We start from the raw sequence: 17,441 nt of genomic DNA, 5'->3' as shown, positions 1-17,441 counted from the left end.
CGGGAATGCCTGTTGCTTTTACTTCCAGGCAGCTTTTTTCTTCACGTCGACAGCGCCGTCGCGACCGGTGGAGGCCACGCCCTTGAACACGCCGCCCTGCCACTGGCCGACCGTCCAGAACGAGGGATTGTTGTTGTGTCCGTCGAACTTGATCGGGCCGATCACGGTGTCGAAGCTGTTTGCCTTGATGTGCTTGATGATCGCGGCATTGTCGAAGGAGCCGACAGCCTCGATCGACTTTTCCAGAACCTGGAAAGACGAATAGACCATGGCGCTCGCCCAATAGTCAGGCTTGGCGCCCGTGACCTCTTCGTGGCGTTTGGCATAGGCCTTGAAGGCCTCTCCGTCGGCATTGACACCGCCGATGCCCAGCACACCGTCGACCGCCGTGCGGAACCGGCCCGCATAGGCCGGGAATGCCGTGGCGACGGCGGTGAAGAATGCGCCGACCTTGAGATCTTCGACAATTGCCTGTTCGGTCAGGGCGAAGGTGTCTGGCGGATAGGACCAGGCAATGAAGGCATCCGGAGCGGCGGCCTTGGCGGCCTTCATGACCGGCGACAGGTCCTGGGTGCCGAGCGGATAGGACGTCTCGTAAACCAGCTCGAAGCCGGCTTTCTTGAAGGCGGGCTTGGCCTCGTTCATCAGTTCGATGCCGAAGGCGTCCGCGACGTTGACCATGGCGAGCTTCTTGCCGATATCGCCCCGATCGCGCAGCTTGACCATGGTGTCCACCACGCCCTGTACCACCGGCTTCGCGCCGCCAAGCGTGATGAAGACGTTGGGGAACTGAGCGGATAGGGCATCGGCCTTGTCGGTGGTCGCCGTCGAGGTGATCATCGGCAGGCCGTAGCGTGCGTAGATCGGTGCGGCGGCCAGGTTGAGGCCGGTCGAATAGGGCGGCAGCACGATCTTCGCCTTGTCCTGGTCGACGAGACGCTGCACCGCCTTGATGGTTTCGCCCGGATTGGTCTGGTCGTCGTATTCGATGGCTTCGAGCTTGTAGGTCTTGCCGCCGACCTTCAGGCCGCCGCGACCGTTCACGTCGCTGATCCAAAGCTTGACGTTCGGCCAGTAGCTGACCGCCGCCCCGCCGGCCAGAGGGCCGGTTTTGGGCGCAACCGCGCCGACCTTCAGAACCTCCTGCGCCATAGCCGGAGCTCCGGCCACGCCGGCTGCAAGCGCCAAGGCGGCCAGCCGGGTAAATGTCCTGCGTTTCATTCTCTTCTCCTCCCGTTGTTGCATGCTAAATCCGTGTGACGGGTTCATCCGACTTGGTCGGGCAGGTCCCGTTCGGTCATCCACTGGATTTCGGTGAACTCCTCGATCACCGCCCTCCCTCCAAAGCGGCCGTAACCGCTTGCCTTCACGCCCCCATAGGGCATCGTCGGATCGTCGCAGACGGTCGTGCCGTTGATATGCACCGCCCCGACCTCTATCCGCCGCGCGATTTGCCGCGCGCGCGGCAGGTCAACCCCGAAGACGGCGGCCGTCAGGCCGTATTCCGTATCGTTGGCAACGGTCACCGCCTCGTCGGCATCCGCCACCCGAACCACCCCGACCACCGGCCCGAAGGTCTCTTCCTCGTAGATCCGCATGCCGTAGGCGACATGGTCGAGTATGGTCGGCTGTATCAGCGTGCCGGCATTCTTCCCGCCGGTGACCAGCACCGCACCCTTCGCCAGGGCATCGTCGACCAGGCCGTGGAGGCGCGCCGCCGCCTCCGGACTGATGACGTGGCCGTAGAGCGGCTGGCCGGTGGCCGGATCGCCGCACAGCCGGTCGGCCTCCACTTTCAGCCGCGCAATGAAGCTGTCGGCCAGGCTCTCCTCGACGATGATCCGGTCCGTCGACATGCAGACCTGGCCCTGGTTGAAGAAAGCGCCGTGGGCGACCGCCTTGGCGGCTCCGTCCAGATCCGCATCGGCGAGCACGACCGACGATGCCTTGCCGGAGAGTTCTAGCAGGCAACGCTTGAGATGCCGCGCCGCCATCTCGGCGATCTGTCTGCCGACCCGCGTCGAGCCGGTGAAATTCACGCGCCGCACGGCCGGATGGGCAATCAGCGCCTCGACCACGTCATGGGCATCCTCGGGTGCGCTGCTCACATAGTTCAGCACACCGTCCGGCAGGCCCGCGTCGATCAGGATCTGCGCCACGGTCTCGTGCACCTTGGGGCAAAGCTCCGAGCCCTTCAGCACCACCGTGTTGCCGAGCGCCATCGGCGCTGCAACCGCCCGGACGGCCAGGGCCACCGCCGCATTCCATGGCGCAAGCCCCAGGACCACGCCGGCCGGCCGACGGATCAGGCGGTAGCGCACGCCCGGCGGCCCGCCTTCCACCTCGTCGTCGCGGATGGCATCGACCAGGCTCGCAGCCTGACGCAGGGTCGCCTGGGCAACCTCGACATTGAAGCGGACCCATTCGGGGGTTGCGCCGACCTCGAGGTGAGCGATCGCGCACAAGCTGTCGACGCGTTCCATCAGCAGGTCCGCCCCGCGCAGGAGCAGTGCCGAACGATCCTGCGGTCGAAGACCGGACCACGCCGGAAAAGCGCCGGCAGCAGCATCGGCGGCGGCTTCCGCTTCCGTCGCACCGAAGGCCGCAGCCTGCGTCAACACCGTTCCCGTTGCCATGTCGCGGCGTTCGTAACTGCGCTCATCCAGCGCGGAAACGGACGCTCCACCGACGATACCCCTAGCTACGAACATGCGTCCTCCCAAACGGCCGTTCGTTGATCCTCCCGCAGCCCGTCTTGTTTTATTTTTTCAGGATGCGAGCCGTATTTTGATTGACATCGCCGCAGAGTAAATGACGTTCTGTGGGAATGTATTTCCTCGTTGTGGGATTTTAGATGCCCGACCGTAAACGGCTTCCGCCCAGCCCCGCCCCGCGGCCGGAAGCACCTGTTCGCGCAGAGCGGTTCCGGGCAGCGCTGCAGACGCGCGTGCTCGGCCGGGCGGGTCTCGGCGACGCGGAAAACTTCCGGGCGCTGATCCTCGAAAAGGGCGAGGCGGCTCTGCGCGACGGGGATGAGCTGGTTCTTCCCCTGTCCGGTCCGGTCATGGGCTGGATACCGTGGCGGGACGGCATGCGGCTAGAATTGGGTGCCGGCGCGCAGGGGACTCATCTGCTGCTGGGCGCTTCGACGCTCGACCGGGTCCTGCAGCGCCGGGCTGAAGCATCCCAGCTGCGCTTCATGGTGGAGCGGTCCTCGTTCATGCGGCTGGGTGCCGGCAACAGTGCCAGCGATGCGGTCGCCGCCTGCTTTACCGGCATACTGGCCGAAACCCTTCGCCCCGGCCCAATGTCGGCGGCCGTGGTGGAATCGCTGCTGCACATTCTGCTCGTCCACCTTCATCGCAACCTGCCCGCCGGTCATGGCGCGGGCGCGCAACCCGGCGCCCCCAAGACGCTTTCCAGCCAGTTCACCGCATTGGTCGAAAGCCATTTCCGCAAGCACTGGACGGTCGCCCGCTATGCCGGCGAACTCGGCATTTCGCGCGACCGGCTGAACGACATCTGCCTGCGCGCCTATGGCCGGCCGCCGGCGCGGCTCATCCGCGAACGGCAGCTGATGGAGGCCCGCATTTATCTTGCGAGCTCGCCCCTGTCGCTGGGGCAGGTCGCCGGTGTCCTCGGCTTTGCCGGAGCCGCTCAGTTCAGCCGGTTTTTCAAGTCGCTGCAGGGCCAATCCCCCGCGCGCTACCGCCTTGATCTCCGCCGCTTCAGCCCGGTCGATGCGTCAAGCCAGAACGCCCTTCACGCCTGGCCGTGAAAACCGCTCTATCCGGAAGTCGTGGATGGGCGTCTCGGTCGCGCCGGTCGAGATCAATTCCGCCATCACGTCGCCGACGCCGGGGCCGAGCTGAAAGCCGTGGCCGCAAAACCCGAAGGCATGGAACAGCCCCGGCGTGGTCGCCGATCGTCCCATGACCGGAAGGCCGTCGCCGACATAACCTTCGCAGCCGGACCAGGTGCGGATCACCGAGACATTGGCAAGCGCCGGCAGGATCGGCAGGAGGGCGCGCAGCTGGCCGGGAAGCCGGGCAGGGTCGGCCTTGGCATGGCCGGTATCGAGCGAAACATCGGTACGTTCCGCGCCGCCACCGAAGACGATGTTTCCGCGTTCCACCTGGCGCAGGTAACCACCGCCATGGTCATGGGCCCAGACGCCGACGACCGGCAGGATGCGATGCGGCAGCGGCTCTGTTACCCCCATCTGCGGTCCCTTCGCCACGATCGGGACGGCTTCCCCGAACTGCGCGGAGATCCGGGCGCCCCAGGCGCCGGCGGAGTTGAGCAGGCAAGCAGCAGCATGGACGCCATCCGAGGTTTCTACCTCGAAGCCATAGGCACCTCGCCGGATCGCTTTCACCTCCACGTTCTCGACGATCTCGGCACCGATACGTCTCGCGGCATCCGCGAAAGCCGGGGCGATCAGACGCGGATTGCCGCTTCCATCCTCCGGAGAAAAGGATGCGGCGATTGCCTCGGGTCCAAGCACGGGAAAACGAGCATGAAGCTCCCTCGTGGTAAGTTCCTCGAGGTTGAGACCCCAAGGTCTGGCAGCGGTCGCGAAGCTGCTCATCTCCTCGAGACCCGCCTGGCTGAATACCAGCCGGACATGGCCGGTCGCCCGAAACTCGACGTCCCGATCCAGCATCTCCGCCGCCTTGCCCCAAAGCGTAAGCGATCGTCGGGCGAGGGGAAGTTGCGGCAGGTAGCGGCCGCTGCGGCGGATATTCCCGAACGAAGCGACCGTCGCGCCGCTGCCCACCCGGTTCCGCTCGATGAGCGTCACGCGCAGACCACGCCGGGCGAGAAAATAGGTCGATGCGGCCCCCATCAGGCCACCACCCAGCACGATCACATCCATAAGGCCGTTTCCGCAATGTCTTTCATCCCCGCCACCATTCCGGTGCGACCGGCCGGTGTCAAAGTCGAGGTTTTCATCATCCCATAAGCCGGACCTATGGGACGCCCCCTGGCGAGGCATAAGCGGCACTTATGGGCAGCGGCTTTTTCGCTCTTGGACCGCCTTTGCCCATTCGTGCCAGCTTCATGACAAGCAGCAGGAAAGGATTGAGCGACATGGACAGTGCGGCCGCGCCGGGCAAGGGAACCAGCGATCACCAGGACTGGAAGATCGGCGTCGATATCGGCGGGACCTTCATCGACTTCTGTGCCCTGGAAACGCGATCCGGCCGGGTTGCCTCGCTCAAGGTTCTGACGACACCGGACGATCCGGGAGCGGAACTGATGACGGGACTGTCGCTTCTGGCCGAACGGGAAGGGCTCGAACCGGCCGCCGTCAGCCGTTTTGTCCATGGAACGACCGTCGGCATCAACACCGTGATCCAGCGTCGCGGCGTGTCGCTGGCGCTGATGACCAATGCCGGTTTCGAAGACGTCATCGAGCTGGCGCGGTTGCGGATGCCGGACGTCTATTCGCTGTTCTGCTCCCGGCCGGACCAGCTCATCGCCCGCGACATGATCTTCGGCATTCCCGCTCGCTTGCGGGCGGATGGCAGCGAGGTCGAGGCGCCGGATCTGGAGGCGGTCGCGGCAGCGGTCGCAAAGGCGAAGGCCAATGGCGCCGCCGGCATCATCGTCTCCTTCCTGCATTCGTGGCGCACCGACATCCATGAGGTGGCGGTCAGCCGGGAAATCGCAAGGCTCGCCCCCGAACTCTTCGTCTTCACGTCATCCGAGGTCTGGCCGGTCATCCGCGAATACGAGCGGACCACCACCGCTATCCTCAATGGTTACGTCCATCCGCGTGTCTCCGGTTATCTGACCGCACTCGAGGAAAAGCTGTTGTCGCGTGGCGTCACGGCGCCGGCGCTGCTGACCAAGTCGAACGGCGGCGTGATGAATGCCGACGAAGGCAAACGGTCCTGCGTGCAGATGCTGTTGTCGGGTACCGCCTCCGGTGTCATAGGCGCCGCCTGGCTCGCCCGCCGTGCCGGCGAGAAGCATGTCCTCACCCTCGATATTGGCGGCACCTCGGCCGACTTTGCCCTGATCATCGACGGCGAACCGCAATTCGGCACCGGCGAACTGGTCGGCGAGTTCCCGCTGCATATCCCGTCGGTGTCGGTCAGCTCGATCGGTATCGGCGGCGGCTCGATCGCCAGCGTCGATGCGCAGGGCGTGTTGCGGGTCGGACCGGAATCGGCCGGCTCGACACCCGGACCAGCCTGTTACGGACGCGGCGGGGAGCAGGCGACAGTGACCGACGCCATGGCCGTCTGCGGTTGGCTCGGTCACAGCCAGATGGCCTACGGGCAGCTGCAGATCGACGTCGGCCTTGCCCGCGCGGCCGTCACGCGGCTGGCGGAAAAGATAGGCCGGACCGCGGAGGAGGCCGCCCAGGCCATCCTCGACGTTGCCATCTCGGAAATGTTCGTGGAGGTCGAGAAACTCGCATCGCGCGCCGGCGTCGATCTGAGGGAATTCACGTTGATGCCGTTCGGCGGCGGCGGCCCGATGCTCGGCGCGTTCCTCGCCCGCGAATTTCATATGGCGAAGGTGATCGGCGCACCGCGCCCGGGTGTTGTCTCGGCGCTCGGCGGCCTGGTGGCAGATCTGCGCGGTGACTTCATCCGCACCGTGTTTACCCATCTCTCCGACCAGGCGGTACCGCAAATGCGCGAGGCGCTGGACGCGCTTGCCGTCGAGGGGCGCAACTGGCTCGCCAAGCAGGGGCATGCCGGTGCCGCGACGCTCAATGTCTCCGCCGACATGCGTTATGTCGGCCAAAGCTTCGAGATCGAAGTGCCGATCCAGCCAGCCTGGATCGGCGAGGGCAAGCTCGGTTCCATCGAGGAAGCCTTTCACGCGATGCACGCCCGGCTCTACGATTTCCATGATCCGGACGGAGCGATTGAGATCGTCAATCTGCGTCTCTCGGCAATCGGCGCCGGCCCAGCACTGGAAATCCCGGTCAATGCCCGAGAGGACGGTGAGGCGGTTACCCCCGAGCGCGAGATCCCGGTCTTTACCGGCAAGAGTTTCGAGTGGATCGGCCTCTATCGGCGTGATCACCTGCGTCCCGGCAGCCGCTTCGCCGGCCCGGCGGTCGTTGCCCAGGAAGATACGACCTTTGCAATCCCGAGCGGCGCCCATGTCGAGGTCGATCGTCAACTGAACCTGCATCTCACCTTTTCGGAGTAATGGCCCATGTTCGATTCCTTGAACCTTCAGGTGTTTGCCAATCACACCCGCGCTGCTGCCGAAAACATGGCCTACACGCTGCAGCGGACCGCGCATTCCGCTTTCGTCAAGGAGACGGAAGACTTCACGGTCATGCTGGTCAACCGCAAAGGCGAGACGTTCGGCGTGCCGATGGGATTGGGCGCGACCTGGTATCCGGGTCTCACCTATAGCCGCGCGATCGCGATGATCGACGATTACAAGCCCGGCGACGTGGCATTCACCAACGATCCCTATTCCTGCTTCGTGGCGACGCACGCGCCGGACACCCATCTGTGGAAACCGGTCTTCTACGATGGCGAGATCATCGCTTGGACCGGCGGTCATATCCACAACACCGACATGGGCGGCGCGGTGCCGGCCTCGCTGTCGCGAGCGTTGACGGAAATCCATCAGGAGGGCATCCGCTTCCCGCCGATGAAACTGGTCAACGAGGGTGTTTTCGACGAAGACATCCTGAAGATCATGACCACCAATGTCCGCAAGCCCGATCTCAATATCGGCGACATGAAGGCCCTGGTCGGGGCGCTCAACACGGGCGAACGCAAGATCCTTGCGATGGTCGAGAAATTCGGCATTGAAGCTTTTCTCGAGGGCACCGAGGTCCTGCTCGACCATGCCGAAGCGCAGGCGCGCGATCTTCTGCGCGCGATGCCGGACGGGACCTGGGAATTTGTCGATTATGCCGACGAGGATTCGGTCGAAGCCAACCCGTGCCGGCTGAAGCTGACGCTGACGATCCGCGGCGACGAGGCAATCCTCGATTTCACCGGTTCCGACCCGCAGCTCGGCTCGTCGCTCAACGTGCCCTCGGGGGGCGATCCGCGCCATACGATGCTTCTGGTCGGTGTCTACTACGTACTTTACACGCTGAACCCGAAGATCCTCCTCAATACCGGCCTGACCCGACCGTTCACCTGCATCACGCCGAAGGGCAGTGTCCTCAATCCGATCGCGCCGGCTGCCGTCGGCATGCGCTCGCTGACCTGCGCGCGGCTGCGCTCCGTCATATTCGGCGCCTTCTGCCAGGCTGTGCCTGAAAAGTTGCCGGCAGCACCGGCAGGCAACAATTGCATCGTCAACGTCATGACGACCGACGAACGGAACGGCCGCACCGTGATCGCTGCCGTCAATCCGGTGGTCGGCGGCGGCGGCGGCATGCCCCACCGCGATGGCACCAACGGCTCCGGCGCCGATGCCGCCTATCTCAAGAATACGCCGATCGAGATCACCGAGACGGAAGTGCCGATCGAGTTCGTCAAATATGGCCTGGCAAGGGACAGCGGCGGGGCCGGACGCTGGCGCGGTGGGCTGGCGACCGAAATGGCCTTCCGGGTCTTTTCGCCCGGCAGCCGTATCACCGCCCGCAACCGCGACCGCAGCTTCTTTCGCCCCTGGGGCACGCTGGGCGGCAGGGCCGCCGGCCTGTCCGACATGGTGCTGAACCCGGGCCGTGACGACTTCCAGCGGCTCGGCAATATCGATACCGCGGTTCTGCAGCCCGGCGATGTCCTGGAGATCCGCTCAGCCGGCGGCGGCGGGCGCGGCAACCCTGTCGAGCGCGAGACCTGGCGCGTGGCGCAGGACGTGGCACGCGGCTACGTTTCTTCCGAGGCTGCCGAGCGTGACTACGGCGTCGTCATCCGCGACGGCATCGTGGACGAGGCTGAAACCGAAAAGGTGAGAGCCGCACGGACCGTGCCGACCGGATACTTCCACTATGGTCCCGAGCGCGAGGGTTACGAGGCGCAATGGACGCCGGAGGCCTACGACCTGCTGACCGACCTGCTGCAGGGCCTTCCCATCCATTGGCGCTTCTTCACCAAGACGGAGATCTTCCGCCGGATGAAGGGGCGTGCAGGTGCCGAAGGCGTAGCCGCCGCGTTTGCTGATGTGCGCGCACGCTTCACGAACATGCCAAACCCCGCTGAGGCGCGGAAAGAGGCTGCCGAATGACATCCGGATTGCCGCCTGCCGCTCCCGGGGGCCGAATTGTGCGCCTTACCGAAAAGGGCAGGCCGCAGGTTCGGTTCCGGCTGGATGGCGCCGATTGCCAGGCACTGGCCGGCGACACGGTGCTCACCGCCGTCCTGGTCTGCGCACCCGCCGTGCGGCAGTCGGAATTCGGCCGGGAGAAACGGGCCGGTTTCTGTCTGATGGGAGCCTGCCAGGATTGCTGGCTGTGGCAGGAAGACGGCGGGCGGCTGCGGGCCTGTTCGACCTTGGTCGCGGAGGGTATGCAATTGCGGACCGTGCCGCCGGAAACATGGCCATGACGGCGCCGGGCGCTGAAAAGGTGGTGATCGTCGGTGCCGGCCCGGCCGGTATCCGCGCCGCCGAGCGTCTGGTCCAGGCCGGGATCAGACCCATTGTCATCGACGAGGGCATCAAAGCCGGCGGCCAGATCTATCGACGCCCGCCACACGGTTTCGCGCGCCCGCCGGAACAGCTCTACGGATCGGAAGCCCGCAAGGCCGTGGCGCTTCATACGGTGTTCGACCGCATGGTTGCCGCCGGAGAGATCGACTATCATCCGCAAAGTTCGGTCCTGACGATCGCTGATCATTTCCTGCAGGCGCTGACGCCCGCTGGCCGCAAGGATTTCACCTACGACCGCCTGATCCTTGCCACCGGCGCCATGGATCGCCTGGCGCCGATCCCCGGCTGGCAGGCGCCGGGTGTCTACAGCCTCGGGGCGGCACAGATCGCCCTGAAGGCGCAGGGCGTCGCCCTCGGCAGCCGGATCGTTCTTGCCGGTTCGGGGCCGCTACTGACACTCGTCGCGACCCAGTTGCTGAAAGCCGGCGCTAAAATCGCCGCGATCCTCGACACGTCTTCCATCCGCGACCAGGCGGCGGGTCTTCCGGGCATGCTGGCAAGGCCGGGCCTGGTCCTGCGTGGCCTGCTGATGCGGGCAAAGCTCGGCCGACTTTATCATGCCGGGGTGACCTTGGACCGGATCGAAACCGACGAACGCGGCCCAGTCGGCCTGTGCTGGCGGGATGCCCGCGGCCGGTCGCATGTGACGGCATGCGACATGGTCGGCCTCGGCTGGCACCTGCGCGCCGAAACGCAGCTCGCGGGCCTGGCAGGCTGCACGTTCGACTACGACGAAAGCTGGTCGCAATGGTTGCCCCGGACCGACCGGATGGGAAGGGCGGCCGAGGGACTGTATTTGGCCGGTGATGGTCTGAGAATTCTCGGTGCGGATGGGGCGGAGGTCGCCGGTCGGCTTGCCGCGACCGCCTGCCTTGCCGATATGGGTCTTCCTTCGCCGGATGCGAGATCGGATCTGCGCCGGTTGGGCCGCTACGAACGGTTTGCCCGCGCCATCGCGCGCGCCTTTCCCTGGCCGGGCGACATGATCCGCGCCGTTCCGGACGATACCGTCGTCTGCCGCTGCGAAGGGGTGACGGCAGGCCAGTTGCGCGAGAGCGTCGTCTATGGCGGGGGCGAAGCCAACCGGGTCAAATCACTGGCACGCATCGGAATGGGCCGCTGCCAGGGGCGTTATTGTCAACTCGCCGGTGCCGAACTGATCGCCGAAAAGGCCTGCATCAAGGTCTGCGACGCGGGACGGCTCCGCGAACAGGCGCCGGCCAGGCCCCTGCCGATCGGCCTCTGGGTTCGCGATGCCTGACCGGTTTGGCTCGGAGGCTCAGGATTCCAGGCCGCTTGCCTTCAGGACGCTGGCACAGGCTTCGCGCAGATCGTCGCGCATGGCGAGATGGCTTCCCGTCAAAGGCCGGTCCCGGCTGGTGAGCAGGGCAATCGGCACGGAAATCTTCTGCCGCAGCGGCCTGAGGACAAGGCCCGGAAACTGCTGCCACGGCAGGAGCCCATCGACGATTGCGACACCAAAGCCGTCGCGGACGAAGGGGAGGGCGGTAATCGAGATATCGATCTCGATCGCCGGGTTGAATATCTGCATTTCCGCGGCCGCGGCGCTGACCAGAAGGCGGCCCGGCAGTGTGCCGGCCCGGTAGGAGATCAAAGTTTCGTGCTGCAGGTCGGCAAAGCCGATTTGATCCAATTCGGCCAGCCGATGGTGTTCAGGGACGATGCAGACAAGCTGCGTGTGCCCGAGTGTCTCGACTTCGATGCCCGGGCGGGCCGCGTTGTTCATCACGATTCCGAGCGGCGCGTCACCGTCGCGGATCATGTCGACGACATTGACCAGCGGGGCGATCAGCGAGCGCACGACGATATCGGGATGGGCCGCACGGAACGACAGAAGCGCTTTGGGTACGATCGACATCGCCGGCGGCGCCGACGCGGCGACCCGGATCAGTCCGGTGCGGCCGAAACGCATGTCCGTGGTGCGGCGGCGCAGCGCGCCGAGCTCGGAAAAAATCCGTTCGCACTCCGGATAAAGCTCTTCGGCCTCCCGGGTGGGAACCAGCTTCCCGCGGACCCGGTTGAAAAGCTTGAAGCCCAGCTGGTCCTCGGCATGCAGCAGGATCTGGCTGAGCGCCGGCTGCGATATGTTGAGCATTGCCGCAGCGCCGGTCACTGTCCCGGTCCGCATGAGCATGCAGAAGACCTCGAGCTGGCGTGCCTGCATCCGGTTCACCGTGTCCTTTGGTTCGCGGGTTTTACTCTAGTCTATAGGCCCCAGGATCAGAAATCCGCCACCTTGCCCCAGGCGGACGTTTGAAAACGCTTTGGATGATAGGGTAGCGGATCGACGATCGGTGTGGCGGCGGTGACGATGTCGGCGATCAGGTGGCCGGCGCCGGGTCCGATACCAAAACCGTGGCCGCTGAACCCCGCGGCCAGAATGAAGCCCGGAACACTCGCGACTTCGCCGATCGCCGGAACCCCGTCCGGCGTCGAATCGATATAACCGGCCCAGCTCGCAGTGATGCGCCGCCCGCCGATCGCCGGCAGCAGTTCGACGGCGCGCTCATAGGTCAGCTTGATCGTGCTGGCGTCGACGGCCGGATCGAGGATGCGCATATGCTCCATCGGCGTCGGCCGGTCCAGCCGCCAGCGAGCCAGGCTTTCATGACCGCTGCGGAGACCTTCAAGACCGCCGGGTGACAGGCTGCGCCAGCGGCGCATGAACATTGGCAGGAACTGCGCCGCGAAACGGATGTTCTGGGCCGTCAGGTCGATGCGTCCGCGCCCGCTGATGGCAAGCGTGTGGCCACCGTCACCCCGGCGGGTCACCGAGACGCGGGCGGTGTGGAGCGCATCCGGCAGGCTCCCGTCACCGGGACCGACGGAGAGAATGGAGGAGCGGGTCGAGGCCTGCGGGAAACGAATGCCGAGCTGGCGGCAGAAGGACGACGCCCAGGCACCGCCGGAAAGGATTGCAACCTTGGTTCGGATCGTGCCGTGTTCGGTCACGACGCCCGAGAGCCTGCCGCCTTCCGTCTCGATGCCGCGCGCCGCGCAGTTCTGGAGCACCGCCCCGCCCAGCTTTACGATCGCGCGGGCGACTGCCGGGGCGGCATTGGCGGGGTCGGCGGTCCCGTCCGTCGGCGAGTACACGCCGCCTTTCCAGCTGCGTCGCGTCGCCTCGCCGCGCTCGGTTGCCTCGGCACTGTCGAGCATGTGGGTGGTGACGCCCACCGTACGGGCGAAATCCCGCCAGCGGGCCCAGCCTGCCAGTTCTTCCTCGTTGTCGCTGAGATAGAGGAGACCGCAGCGCCGGAAGCCGGTATCCTCGCCGGTCTCGGCGGCAAAGCGTTCCCACAGGTCGAGGCTTTTGGTCGCCATCGGAAGTTCGCGCGCATCGCGGTTCTGCTGCCGGCACCAGCCCCAATTGCGGCTCGACTGCTCGGCGCCGACGCGCCCCTTTTCGACGAGCACCACCTTCAGGCCGCGTCCGGCGAGGTAATAAGCCGTGAAGACGCCGACGATACCGGCACCGATGACGACCGCGTCGGCGGAAGGCGGCAGTCGGGCGTCGGTTTCGACGAGCGTGAGCGGTGCTGGCATGACGATCGATCTCCTGGCGCAAACGGGTCGGTGCGCCAGCATAATGGTGCAGCCCGCGTCGAGGTTACTGCACACGCCCCTTGAACCGCACAAGATTCCGCTCACGGCCGATGATGCAACTTATTGTGCTGACCGTTCGTGCGCAGAATGGAATAGACAAGACAAGCCAATGCGTTAAAGTCGATCTCGGAAATCTGCGGCATAAAATGCCGCTGCCCTTGGGAGGTGTCCTCACGTGAAGCTCGATCGTATCGACATCAAGATCCTCTACGAGTTGCAGAAGAACGGCCGCATCACCAATGTCGAGCTTGCCGAGCTGGTCAATCTTTCACCCAGCCCCTGCCTGATGCGCGTCAAGAAGCTTCAGCAAGAAGGTTATATCGAGGGTTATTCGGCCCAGATCAACATCGGCAAGCTTGGCCAGACCTTGACGGTCTTCACCGAGGTCACGCTCAAAAACCATCGGCAGATCGACTTCGCGCGTTTTCTCGCAGCCGTGGAAAAGGTCGACCAGGTGATCGAATGCCACCTGGTGTCGGGCGGATACGACTATATGCTCAAGTTCGTCACCGCCGGCATCGGCGAATACCAGACGATCATGGAACGGCTGACGGATATGGATATCGGCATCGACAAATATTTCAGCTTCGTTGTCCTGAAGTCACCGATCGTCAAAGCGCATATGCCGCTCATCAGCCTGTTCCGGGTATAGCCGCGCACGATCCAAGCCGAATTGTCCACGGACGTGAGACGGCAATTGCCGCCTCAGCCGTGCACATAGGTTTTGACGAGTTCCGGATCACGCTCCAGGCGATCGAGCCAGCTCGGATCGAGCTTCGGCACGGACGAGAACAGCAGTTTCGAATAGGGGTGCTGCGGGATCTTCGAGATTGCAGGCGTGATTTCCTCGACCTTGCGGCCGTTATACATCACGACGATCTCGTCGCAGATCGCTTCGACAACCGAGAGATCGTGGCTGATGAAGATGTAAGAGAGGGAAAGTTCCCGCTGCATTTCCTTCAGGAGATCGATGACCGCCGCCGCAACGACGGTGTCGAGGGCAGAGGTGATCTCGTCGCAGACGATCAGTTTCGGCTCGGCGGCGAGCGCCCGGGCAAAATTGACGCGCTGTTTCTGACCGCCCGAAAGCTCGGCAGGGGTTCGGCTGCGAAGCGTTTTCGGCAGGCGGACCATGTCGAGAAGCGCGTCGATCCGGGCATCCCGGACCTTGCCTTTCATGCCGTGGTAGAATTTCAGCGGCCGTCCGAGAATTTCCTCGATCGTTTTCGCCGGATTGAGCGAGGTATCCGCATGCTGGAAGACGATCTGCAGCTCGCGCAATTGCTCCCGGCTTCTCTGCCGGGCGGAGCGGGCAAGTTCGCGCCCGTCAAGGGTCAGTTGACCGGCTGATGCGGGCAGGATACCGGCAATCGAGCGAGCAAGCGTGGACTTGCCGCAACCGGATTCACCGATGATGCCGAGATTGCGGCCTCGTTCCAGGGAAAGGCTTGCCTCCTGCACGGCCTTGACGAGCGGCAGACCGTCGGCCTGGATAGGGCCGTACCCGGCGATCAGGCCATTGACCTTCAGGAGCGGCGCATGTTCCGGCGCTGCAACAACAACACTGTCGCCGCGAGACTTCGGTTCAAAGGCCGAAAGCAGCTCGCGCGTATAGGGATGCTTGGCATTGGACAGGATATCGGCGGTGCTGCCGACTTCCTGCACATCGCCGCCACGCAGTACGACGATGCGATCGGCAATCTGTGCGACGACCGCCAGATCGTGGGATACATAAACGCCGGCAATGCCGCTTTTCTTCATCACCGCCTTGAAGGCCCGCAACACCTCGATCTGGGTGGTCACGTCGAGCGCGGTGGTCGGCTCGTCGAATATGACAAGCTTCGGATCGGCGATAAGCGCCATCGCAGCGGCAAGACGCTGCAACTGACCACCGGAAACCTGGTGCGGGTAGCGGTTGCCGATCTCCTCGGGATTGGGCAGCGAAAGTGCCCTGAACAGGGAAATCGCCTTCTCCCTGGCCTGCGCCAGCGGCATCAGCCGATGAATGCGCGTCACTTCGACGACCTGGTCGATGAGGCGCTTCGACGGGTTGAAAGCGGCTGCGGCGGACTGCGGCACATAGGAGACCTCGAGGCCGCGCACACGTGCGCGCTGACGCTCGCTCAACGTCACCATGTCGTTGCCGGCCACTGTGACGCTGCCGCTCGAGATCCGACAGCCGGGACGGGCATAACCCATGATCGTCAGCGCGATCGTCGTCTTTCCCGATCCGCTTTCTCCGATCAGGGCGACGATTTCGCCCGGCGCGACATCGAGGTCGATGCCTTTGATAATCTCGATGCGACGGCCCGCATCGGTGGTTGCCTCTACCCTCAGATCGCGAATTTCAACGAGATTTTCCATTCACGTGCTCCGATCGCGTATTTTCTTGGGCAAATTGTCGATCAGCAGATTGACGCTGATGGTGAGGCTCGCAATCGCCAGCGAGGGAACGATGACGGCGGGCGCCCCGAACGGCAGGCCACCGATATTCTCGTGAACCAGTGCTCCCCAATCCGCATAGGGCGGCTGAACGCCGAGACCCAGGAAGGAAAGCCCGGAGAGAAGCAGGACGACGAACACGAAGCGGATGCCGAAATCGGCAAGCAGCGGCCCCGTGATGTTCGGCAGGATTTCCGAAAAGACGACATAAGGAATGCCCTCGCCACGGGTCCGGGCAACCGTGATGTAATCCATTGTATTGACGTTTACGGCAAGCGACCGGGCAAACCGATAGGCGCCGGGCGTGTAGATCACGGCGAGCATGAGGATCAGAACGGGGAGCGAGGACCCGACTGCGGCAGCGACGACCAGCCCCGAAAGCTTGCTCGGAATCGAGTTGAGGGCATCGAGCAGGCGGCTCAGCAGCGTATCGAACCAGCCACCGATAACGGCAGCTGCCATGCCGAGCGCCGCACCGCTGAAACACGCAAGGCAGACGGCGGCAAGCGAGATGCCGACCGTATAGCGAGCGCCCATGATGATGCGCGATAACATGTCCCGGCCCAGATAGTCGGAGCCGAGAAGCAGTTTGCTGCTGATCGGGCCGAAATAGTCTTCGTCGATGATCTCGCCAACGGGATAGGGGATGATATGAGGCGCGAGAAGGGCGATCACCGCCCAGAAGAGAATGATCGTGAAGCCGATCATTCCAACCCAGCTGAAACGATAAGTCACTCTGCGGGGCAGCGTCGTGGACGTAGTCATGGTCAGCGCACCCTCGGATTGGCCAGGATTGCAACAATGTCGGCGAACGTGATGAGCGCGAGGTAGCCGACGCAGAAAATGATGGCGCAGGATTGAATGAGCGGCAGATCCCGGGTGGAAACACCATCGACCATCAGCTTCGCGACGCCGGGATAGTTGAAGATCGTCTCGACGATGATGACGCCGCCGACCAGATAGGAGAGCGAGAGAGCAATCGCATTGGCGATCGGGCCGACCGCGTTCGGCAGTGCGTGCAGCAGGACGGCGCGCCGGCGTGACGCGCCTTTGAGGATCGCGGCCTCCACATAGGGCGTGTTGATCGTATCGATGACGGCGGCGCGGGTCATGCGGATCATCTGGGCCGAGACGACGAAGGTGAGCGTGATGACCGGCATGGCGTAGAGCCTCAGCACCTGCCAGAAGGAGGTGACATCGCTGGCGAAAGAAAGCGCCGGCAGCCATTTGAGATAGACGGAAAACAGGAGCACGGCCGAGGTCGCGATCATGAACTCGGGCACCGAGATGACGCCGATCGTCAGGATTGTCACGATACGGTCGTAGACCGAGCCGCGAAACATGGCGGCGGTGATGCCAAGCATCAGCGACAGGGGAACCGCAAAAAGAGTGACGATGCCGGCAAGGCGCATCGTGTTGACGAACCGCGCCCCGATCAGCTGTGCGACCGGTAGATTGTTGACATAGGATATCCCCAGATCGCCCTGCAGCAATCCGATGAGCCATCGCCCAAAGCGCAGGAAGGCGGGTTCGTCGAGATGCATCGCAGCCCTTAGGCCGGCAACGGCTTCCGGCGTCGCGGCCTGACCGAGCAGGATCGTGGCGGTATCGCCAGGCAGCATTGCCGTTGCAAAGAAAACCGCAAAGGACACGATCAGCAGCGTCAGCGCGGAACTGCCGAGCCGGTTCGTGATGAGTCCAAGGACATAGGTGCGCAATGGGATCTCCTTGCCTGAAAAGTTCGAGATAGCCGGCACCATCCATGGACGAACCAG

14 protein-coding genes are annotated in these 17,441 nt (G+C 64.2%); 6 read left to right on the top strand and 8 right to left on the bottom strand.

Annotated elements, in window-relative coordinates:
* Positions 1 to 18: 18 nt before the first annotated feature.
* Together C5J22_RS03110 and C5J22_RS03105 are read right to left on the bottom strand one after the other, a co-directional pair.
* Positions 19 to 1,221, bottom strand: coding sequence for an amino acid ABC transporter substrate-binding protein (locus C5J22_RS03110; RefSeq protein ID WP_105421478.1), 1,203 nt, complete (start codon positions 1,219 to 1,221; stop codon positions 19 to 21).
* Positions 1,222 to 1,265: 44 nt separating this feature from the next.
* Positions 1,266 to 2,711 (bottom strand): aldehyde dehydrogenase family protein, encoded by a 1,446-nt coding sequence (locus tag C5J22_RS03105; protein ID WP_105437104.1) that lies wholly within the window; start codon positions 2,709 to 2,711, stop codon positions 1,266 to 1,268.
* Between the two features lie 143 nt (positions 2,712 to 2,854).
* On the opposite strand from C5J22_RS03105, the gene C5J22_RS03100 reads away from it, so the two are divergent.
* The gene (locus C5J22_RS03100) at positions 2,855 to 3,778 is read left to right on the top strand and encodes a helix-turn-helix domain-containing protein (protein ID WP_105437103.1); all 924 of its coding nucleotides are present in this window, start codon (positions 2,855 to 2,857) and stop codon (positions 3,776 to 3,778) included.
* Here the strand turns inward: C5J22_RS03100 and C5J22_RS03095 are convergent.
* Positions 3,746 to 4,879, bottom strand: coding sequence for an FAD-binding oxidoreductase (locus tag C5J22_RS03095; RefSeq protein WP_105437102.1), 1,134 nt, complete (start codon positions 4,877 to 4,879; stop codon positions 3,746 to 3,748). The genes C5J22_RS03100 and C5J22_RS03095 overlap by 33 nt on opposite strands.
* A 215-nt stretch (positions 4,880 to 5,094) precedes the next feature.
* Between C5J22_RS03095 and C5J22_RS03090 the strand changes: the two genes are divergently transcribed.
* Genes C5J22_RS03090 through C5J22_RS03075 form a run of 4 tightly spaced genes read left to right on the top strand, consistent with a single transcriptional unit; the run spans position 5,095 to position 10,858 of the window.
* The gene (locus C5J22_RS03090; protein ID WP_105437101.1) at positions 5,095 to 7,179 is read left to right on the top strand and encodes a hydantoinase/oxoprolinase family protein; all 2,085 of its coding nucleotides are present in this window, start codon (positions 5,095 to 5,097) and stop codon (positions 7,177 to 7,179) included.
* Between the two features lie 6 nt (positions 7,180 to 7,185).
* Positions 7,186 to 9,174, top strand: coding sequence for a hydantoinase B/oxoprolinase family protein (locus tag C5J22_RS03085; protein WP_105437100.1), 1,989 nt, complete (start codon positions 7,186 to 7,188; stop codon positions 9,172 to 9,174).
* On the top strand, positions 9,171 to 9,494 hold the full coding sequence (locus C5J22_RS03080) for a (2Fe-2S)-binding protein (RefSeq protein WP_105437099.1): 324 nt from the start codon (positions 9,171 to 9,173) through the stop codon (positions 9,492 to 9,494). The genes C5J22_RS03085 and C5J22_RS03080 overlap by 4 nt, the downstream gene beginning before the upstream one ends.
* Positions 9,491 to 10,858: an NAD(P)/FAD-dependent oxidoreductase gene (locus C5J22_RS03075; RefSeq protein ID WP_105437098.1), complete on the top strand. Its 1,368-nt coding sequence runs from the start codon at positions 9,491 to 9,493 to the stop codon at positions 10,856 to 10,858. The genes C5J22_RS03080 and C5J22_RS03075 overlap by 4 nt, the downstream gene beginning before the upstream one ends.
* 18 nt (positions 10,859 to 10,876) lie before the next feature.
* On the opposite strand, the gene C5J22_RS03070 is transcribed toward C5J22_RS03075, so the two are convergent.
* Both C5J22_RS03070 and C5J22_RS03065 read right to left on the bottom strand, forming a co-directional pair.
* Entirely contained in the window at positions 10,877 to 11,782 is a 906-nt protein-coding gene (locus C5J22_RS03070; RefSeq protein ID WP_105437097.1) for a LysR family transcriptional regulator, read from the bottom strand.
* A 56-nt stretch (positions 11,783 to 11,838) separates the two neighbouring features.
* Positions 11,839 to 13,164: an FAD-binding oxidoreductase gene (locus C5J22_RS03065; RefSeq protein WP_105437096.1), complete on the bottom strand. Its 1,326-nt coding sequence runs from the start codon at positions 13,162 to 13,164 to the stop codon at positions 11,839 to 11,841.
* A 235-nt stretch (positions 13,165 to 13,399) separates the two neighbouring features.
* Between C5J22_RS03065 and C5J22_RS03060 the strand changes: the two genes are divergently transcribed.
* On the top strand, positions 13,400 to 13,876 hold the full coding sequence (locus C5J22_RS03060) for an Lrp/AsnC family transcriptional regulator (RefSeq protein ID WP_037086105.1): 477 nt from the start codon (positions 13,400 to 13,402) through the stop codon (positions 13,874 to 13,876).
* Positions 13,877 to 13,929: 53 nt separating this feature from the next.
* Here C5J22_RS03060 and C5J22_RS03055 read toward each other — a convergent pair whose 3' ends face one another.
* The 3 genes from C5J22_RS03055 to C5J22_RS03045 are packed head-to-tail and all read right to left on the bottom strand — an operon-like array spanning position 13,930 to position 17,426.
* Complete coding sequence (locus C5J22_RS03055; RefSeq protein WP_105437095.1) at positions 13,930 to 15,588, bottom strand: ABC transporter ATP-binding protein; 1,659 nt, start codon at positions 15,586 to 15,588, stop codon at positions 13,930 to 13,932.
* A complete protein-coding gene (locus tag C5J22_RS03050; protein WP_105437200.1) occupies positions 15,589 to 16,437 on the bottom strand; it encodes an ABC transporter permease in 849 nt (282 codons plus the stop codon).
* Complete coding sequence (locus C5J22_RS03045) at positions 16,434 to 17,426, bottom strand: ABC transporter permease (protein ID WP_371412533.1); 993 nt, start codon at positions 17,424 to 17,426, stop codon at positions 16,434 to 16,436. The genes C5J22_RS03050 and C5J22_RS03045 overlap by 4 nt, the downstream gene beginning before the upstream one ends.
* Positions 17,427 to 17,441 lie beyond the last annotated feature (15 nt).

Origin of the sequence: Neorhizobium sp. T25_13 (genome assembly GCF_002968675.1) — a bacterium.
Taxonomy (GTDB): domain Bacteria; phylum Pseudomonadota; class Alphaproteobacteria; order Rhizobiales; family Rhizobiaceae; genus Neorhizobium; species Neorhizobium tomejilense.
The sequence above is the reverse complement of the archived record's forward strand: the minus strand, read 5'-3'. Positions and strand labels throughout refer to the sequence as shown.

Coding starts and splice junctions, on each gene's coding strand:
- C5J22_RS03085 (WP_105437100.1), top strand. CDS start 7,186: ATGTTCGATTCCTTGAACCTTCAGGTGTTTGCCAATCACACCCGCGCT.
- C5J22_RS03110 (WP_105421478.1), bottom strand. CDS start 1,221: ATGAAACGCAGGACATTTACCCGGCTGGCCGCCTTGGCGCTTGCAGCC.
- C5J22_RS03070 (WP_105437097.1), bottom strand. CDS start 11,782: ATGCAGGCACGCCAGCTCGAGGTCTTCTGCATGCTCATGCGGACCGGG.
- C5J22_RS03075 (WP_105437098.1), top strand. CDS start 9,491: ATGACGGCGCCGGGCGCTGAAAAGGTGGTGATCGTCGGTGCCGGCCCG.
- C5J22_RS03080 (WP_105437099.1), top strand. CDS start 9,171: ATGACATCCGGATTGCCGCCTGCCGCTCCCGGGGGCCGAATTGTGCGC.
- C5J22_RS03045 (WP_371412533.1), bottom strand. CDS start 17,426: ATGGTGCCGGCTATCTCGAACTTTTCAGGCAAGGAGATCCCATTGCGC.
- C5J22_RS03105 (WP_105437104.1), bottom strand. CDS start 2,711: ATGTTCGTAGCTAGGGGTATCGTCGGTGGAGCGTCCGTTTCCGCGCTG.
- C5J22_RS03055 (WP_105437095.1), bottom strand. CDS start 15,588: ATGGAAAATCTCGTTGAAATTCGCGATCTGAGGGTAGAGGCAACCACC.
- C5J22_RS03065 (WP_105437096.1), bottom strand. CDS start 13,164: ATGCCAGCACCGCTCACGCTCGTCGAAACCGACGCCCGACTGCCGCCT.
- C5J22_RS03090 (WP_105437101.1), top strand. CDS start 5,095: ATGGACAGTGCGGCCGCGCCGGGCAAGGGAACCAGCGATCACCAGGAC.
- C5J22_RS03100 (WP_105437103.1), top strand. CDS start 2,855: ATGCCCGACCGTAAACGGCTTCCGCCCAGCCCCGCCCCGCGGCCGGAA.
- C5J22_RS03095 (WP_105437102.1), bottom strand. CDS start 4,879: ATGGATGTGATCGTGCTGGGTGGTGGCCTGATGGGGGCCGCATCGACC.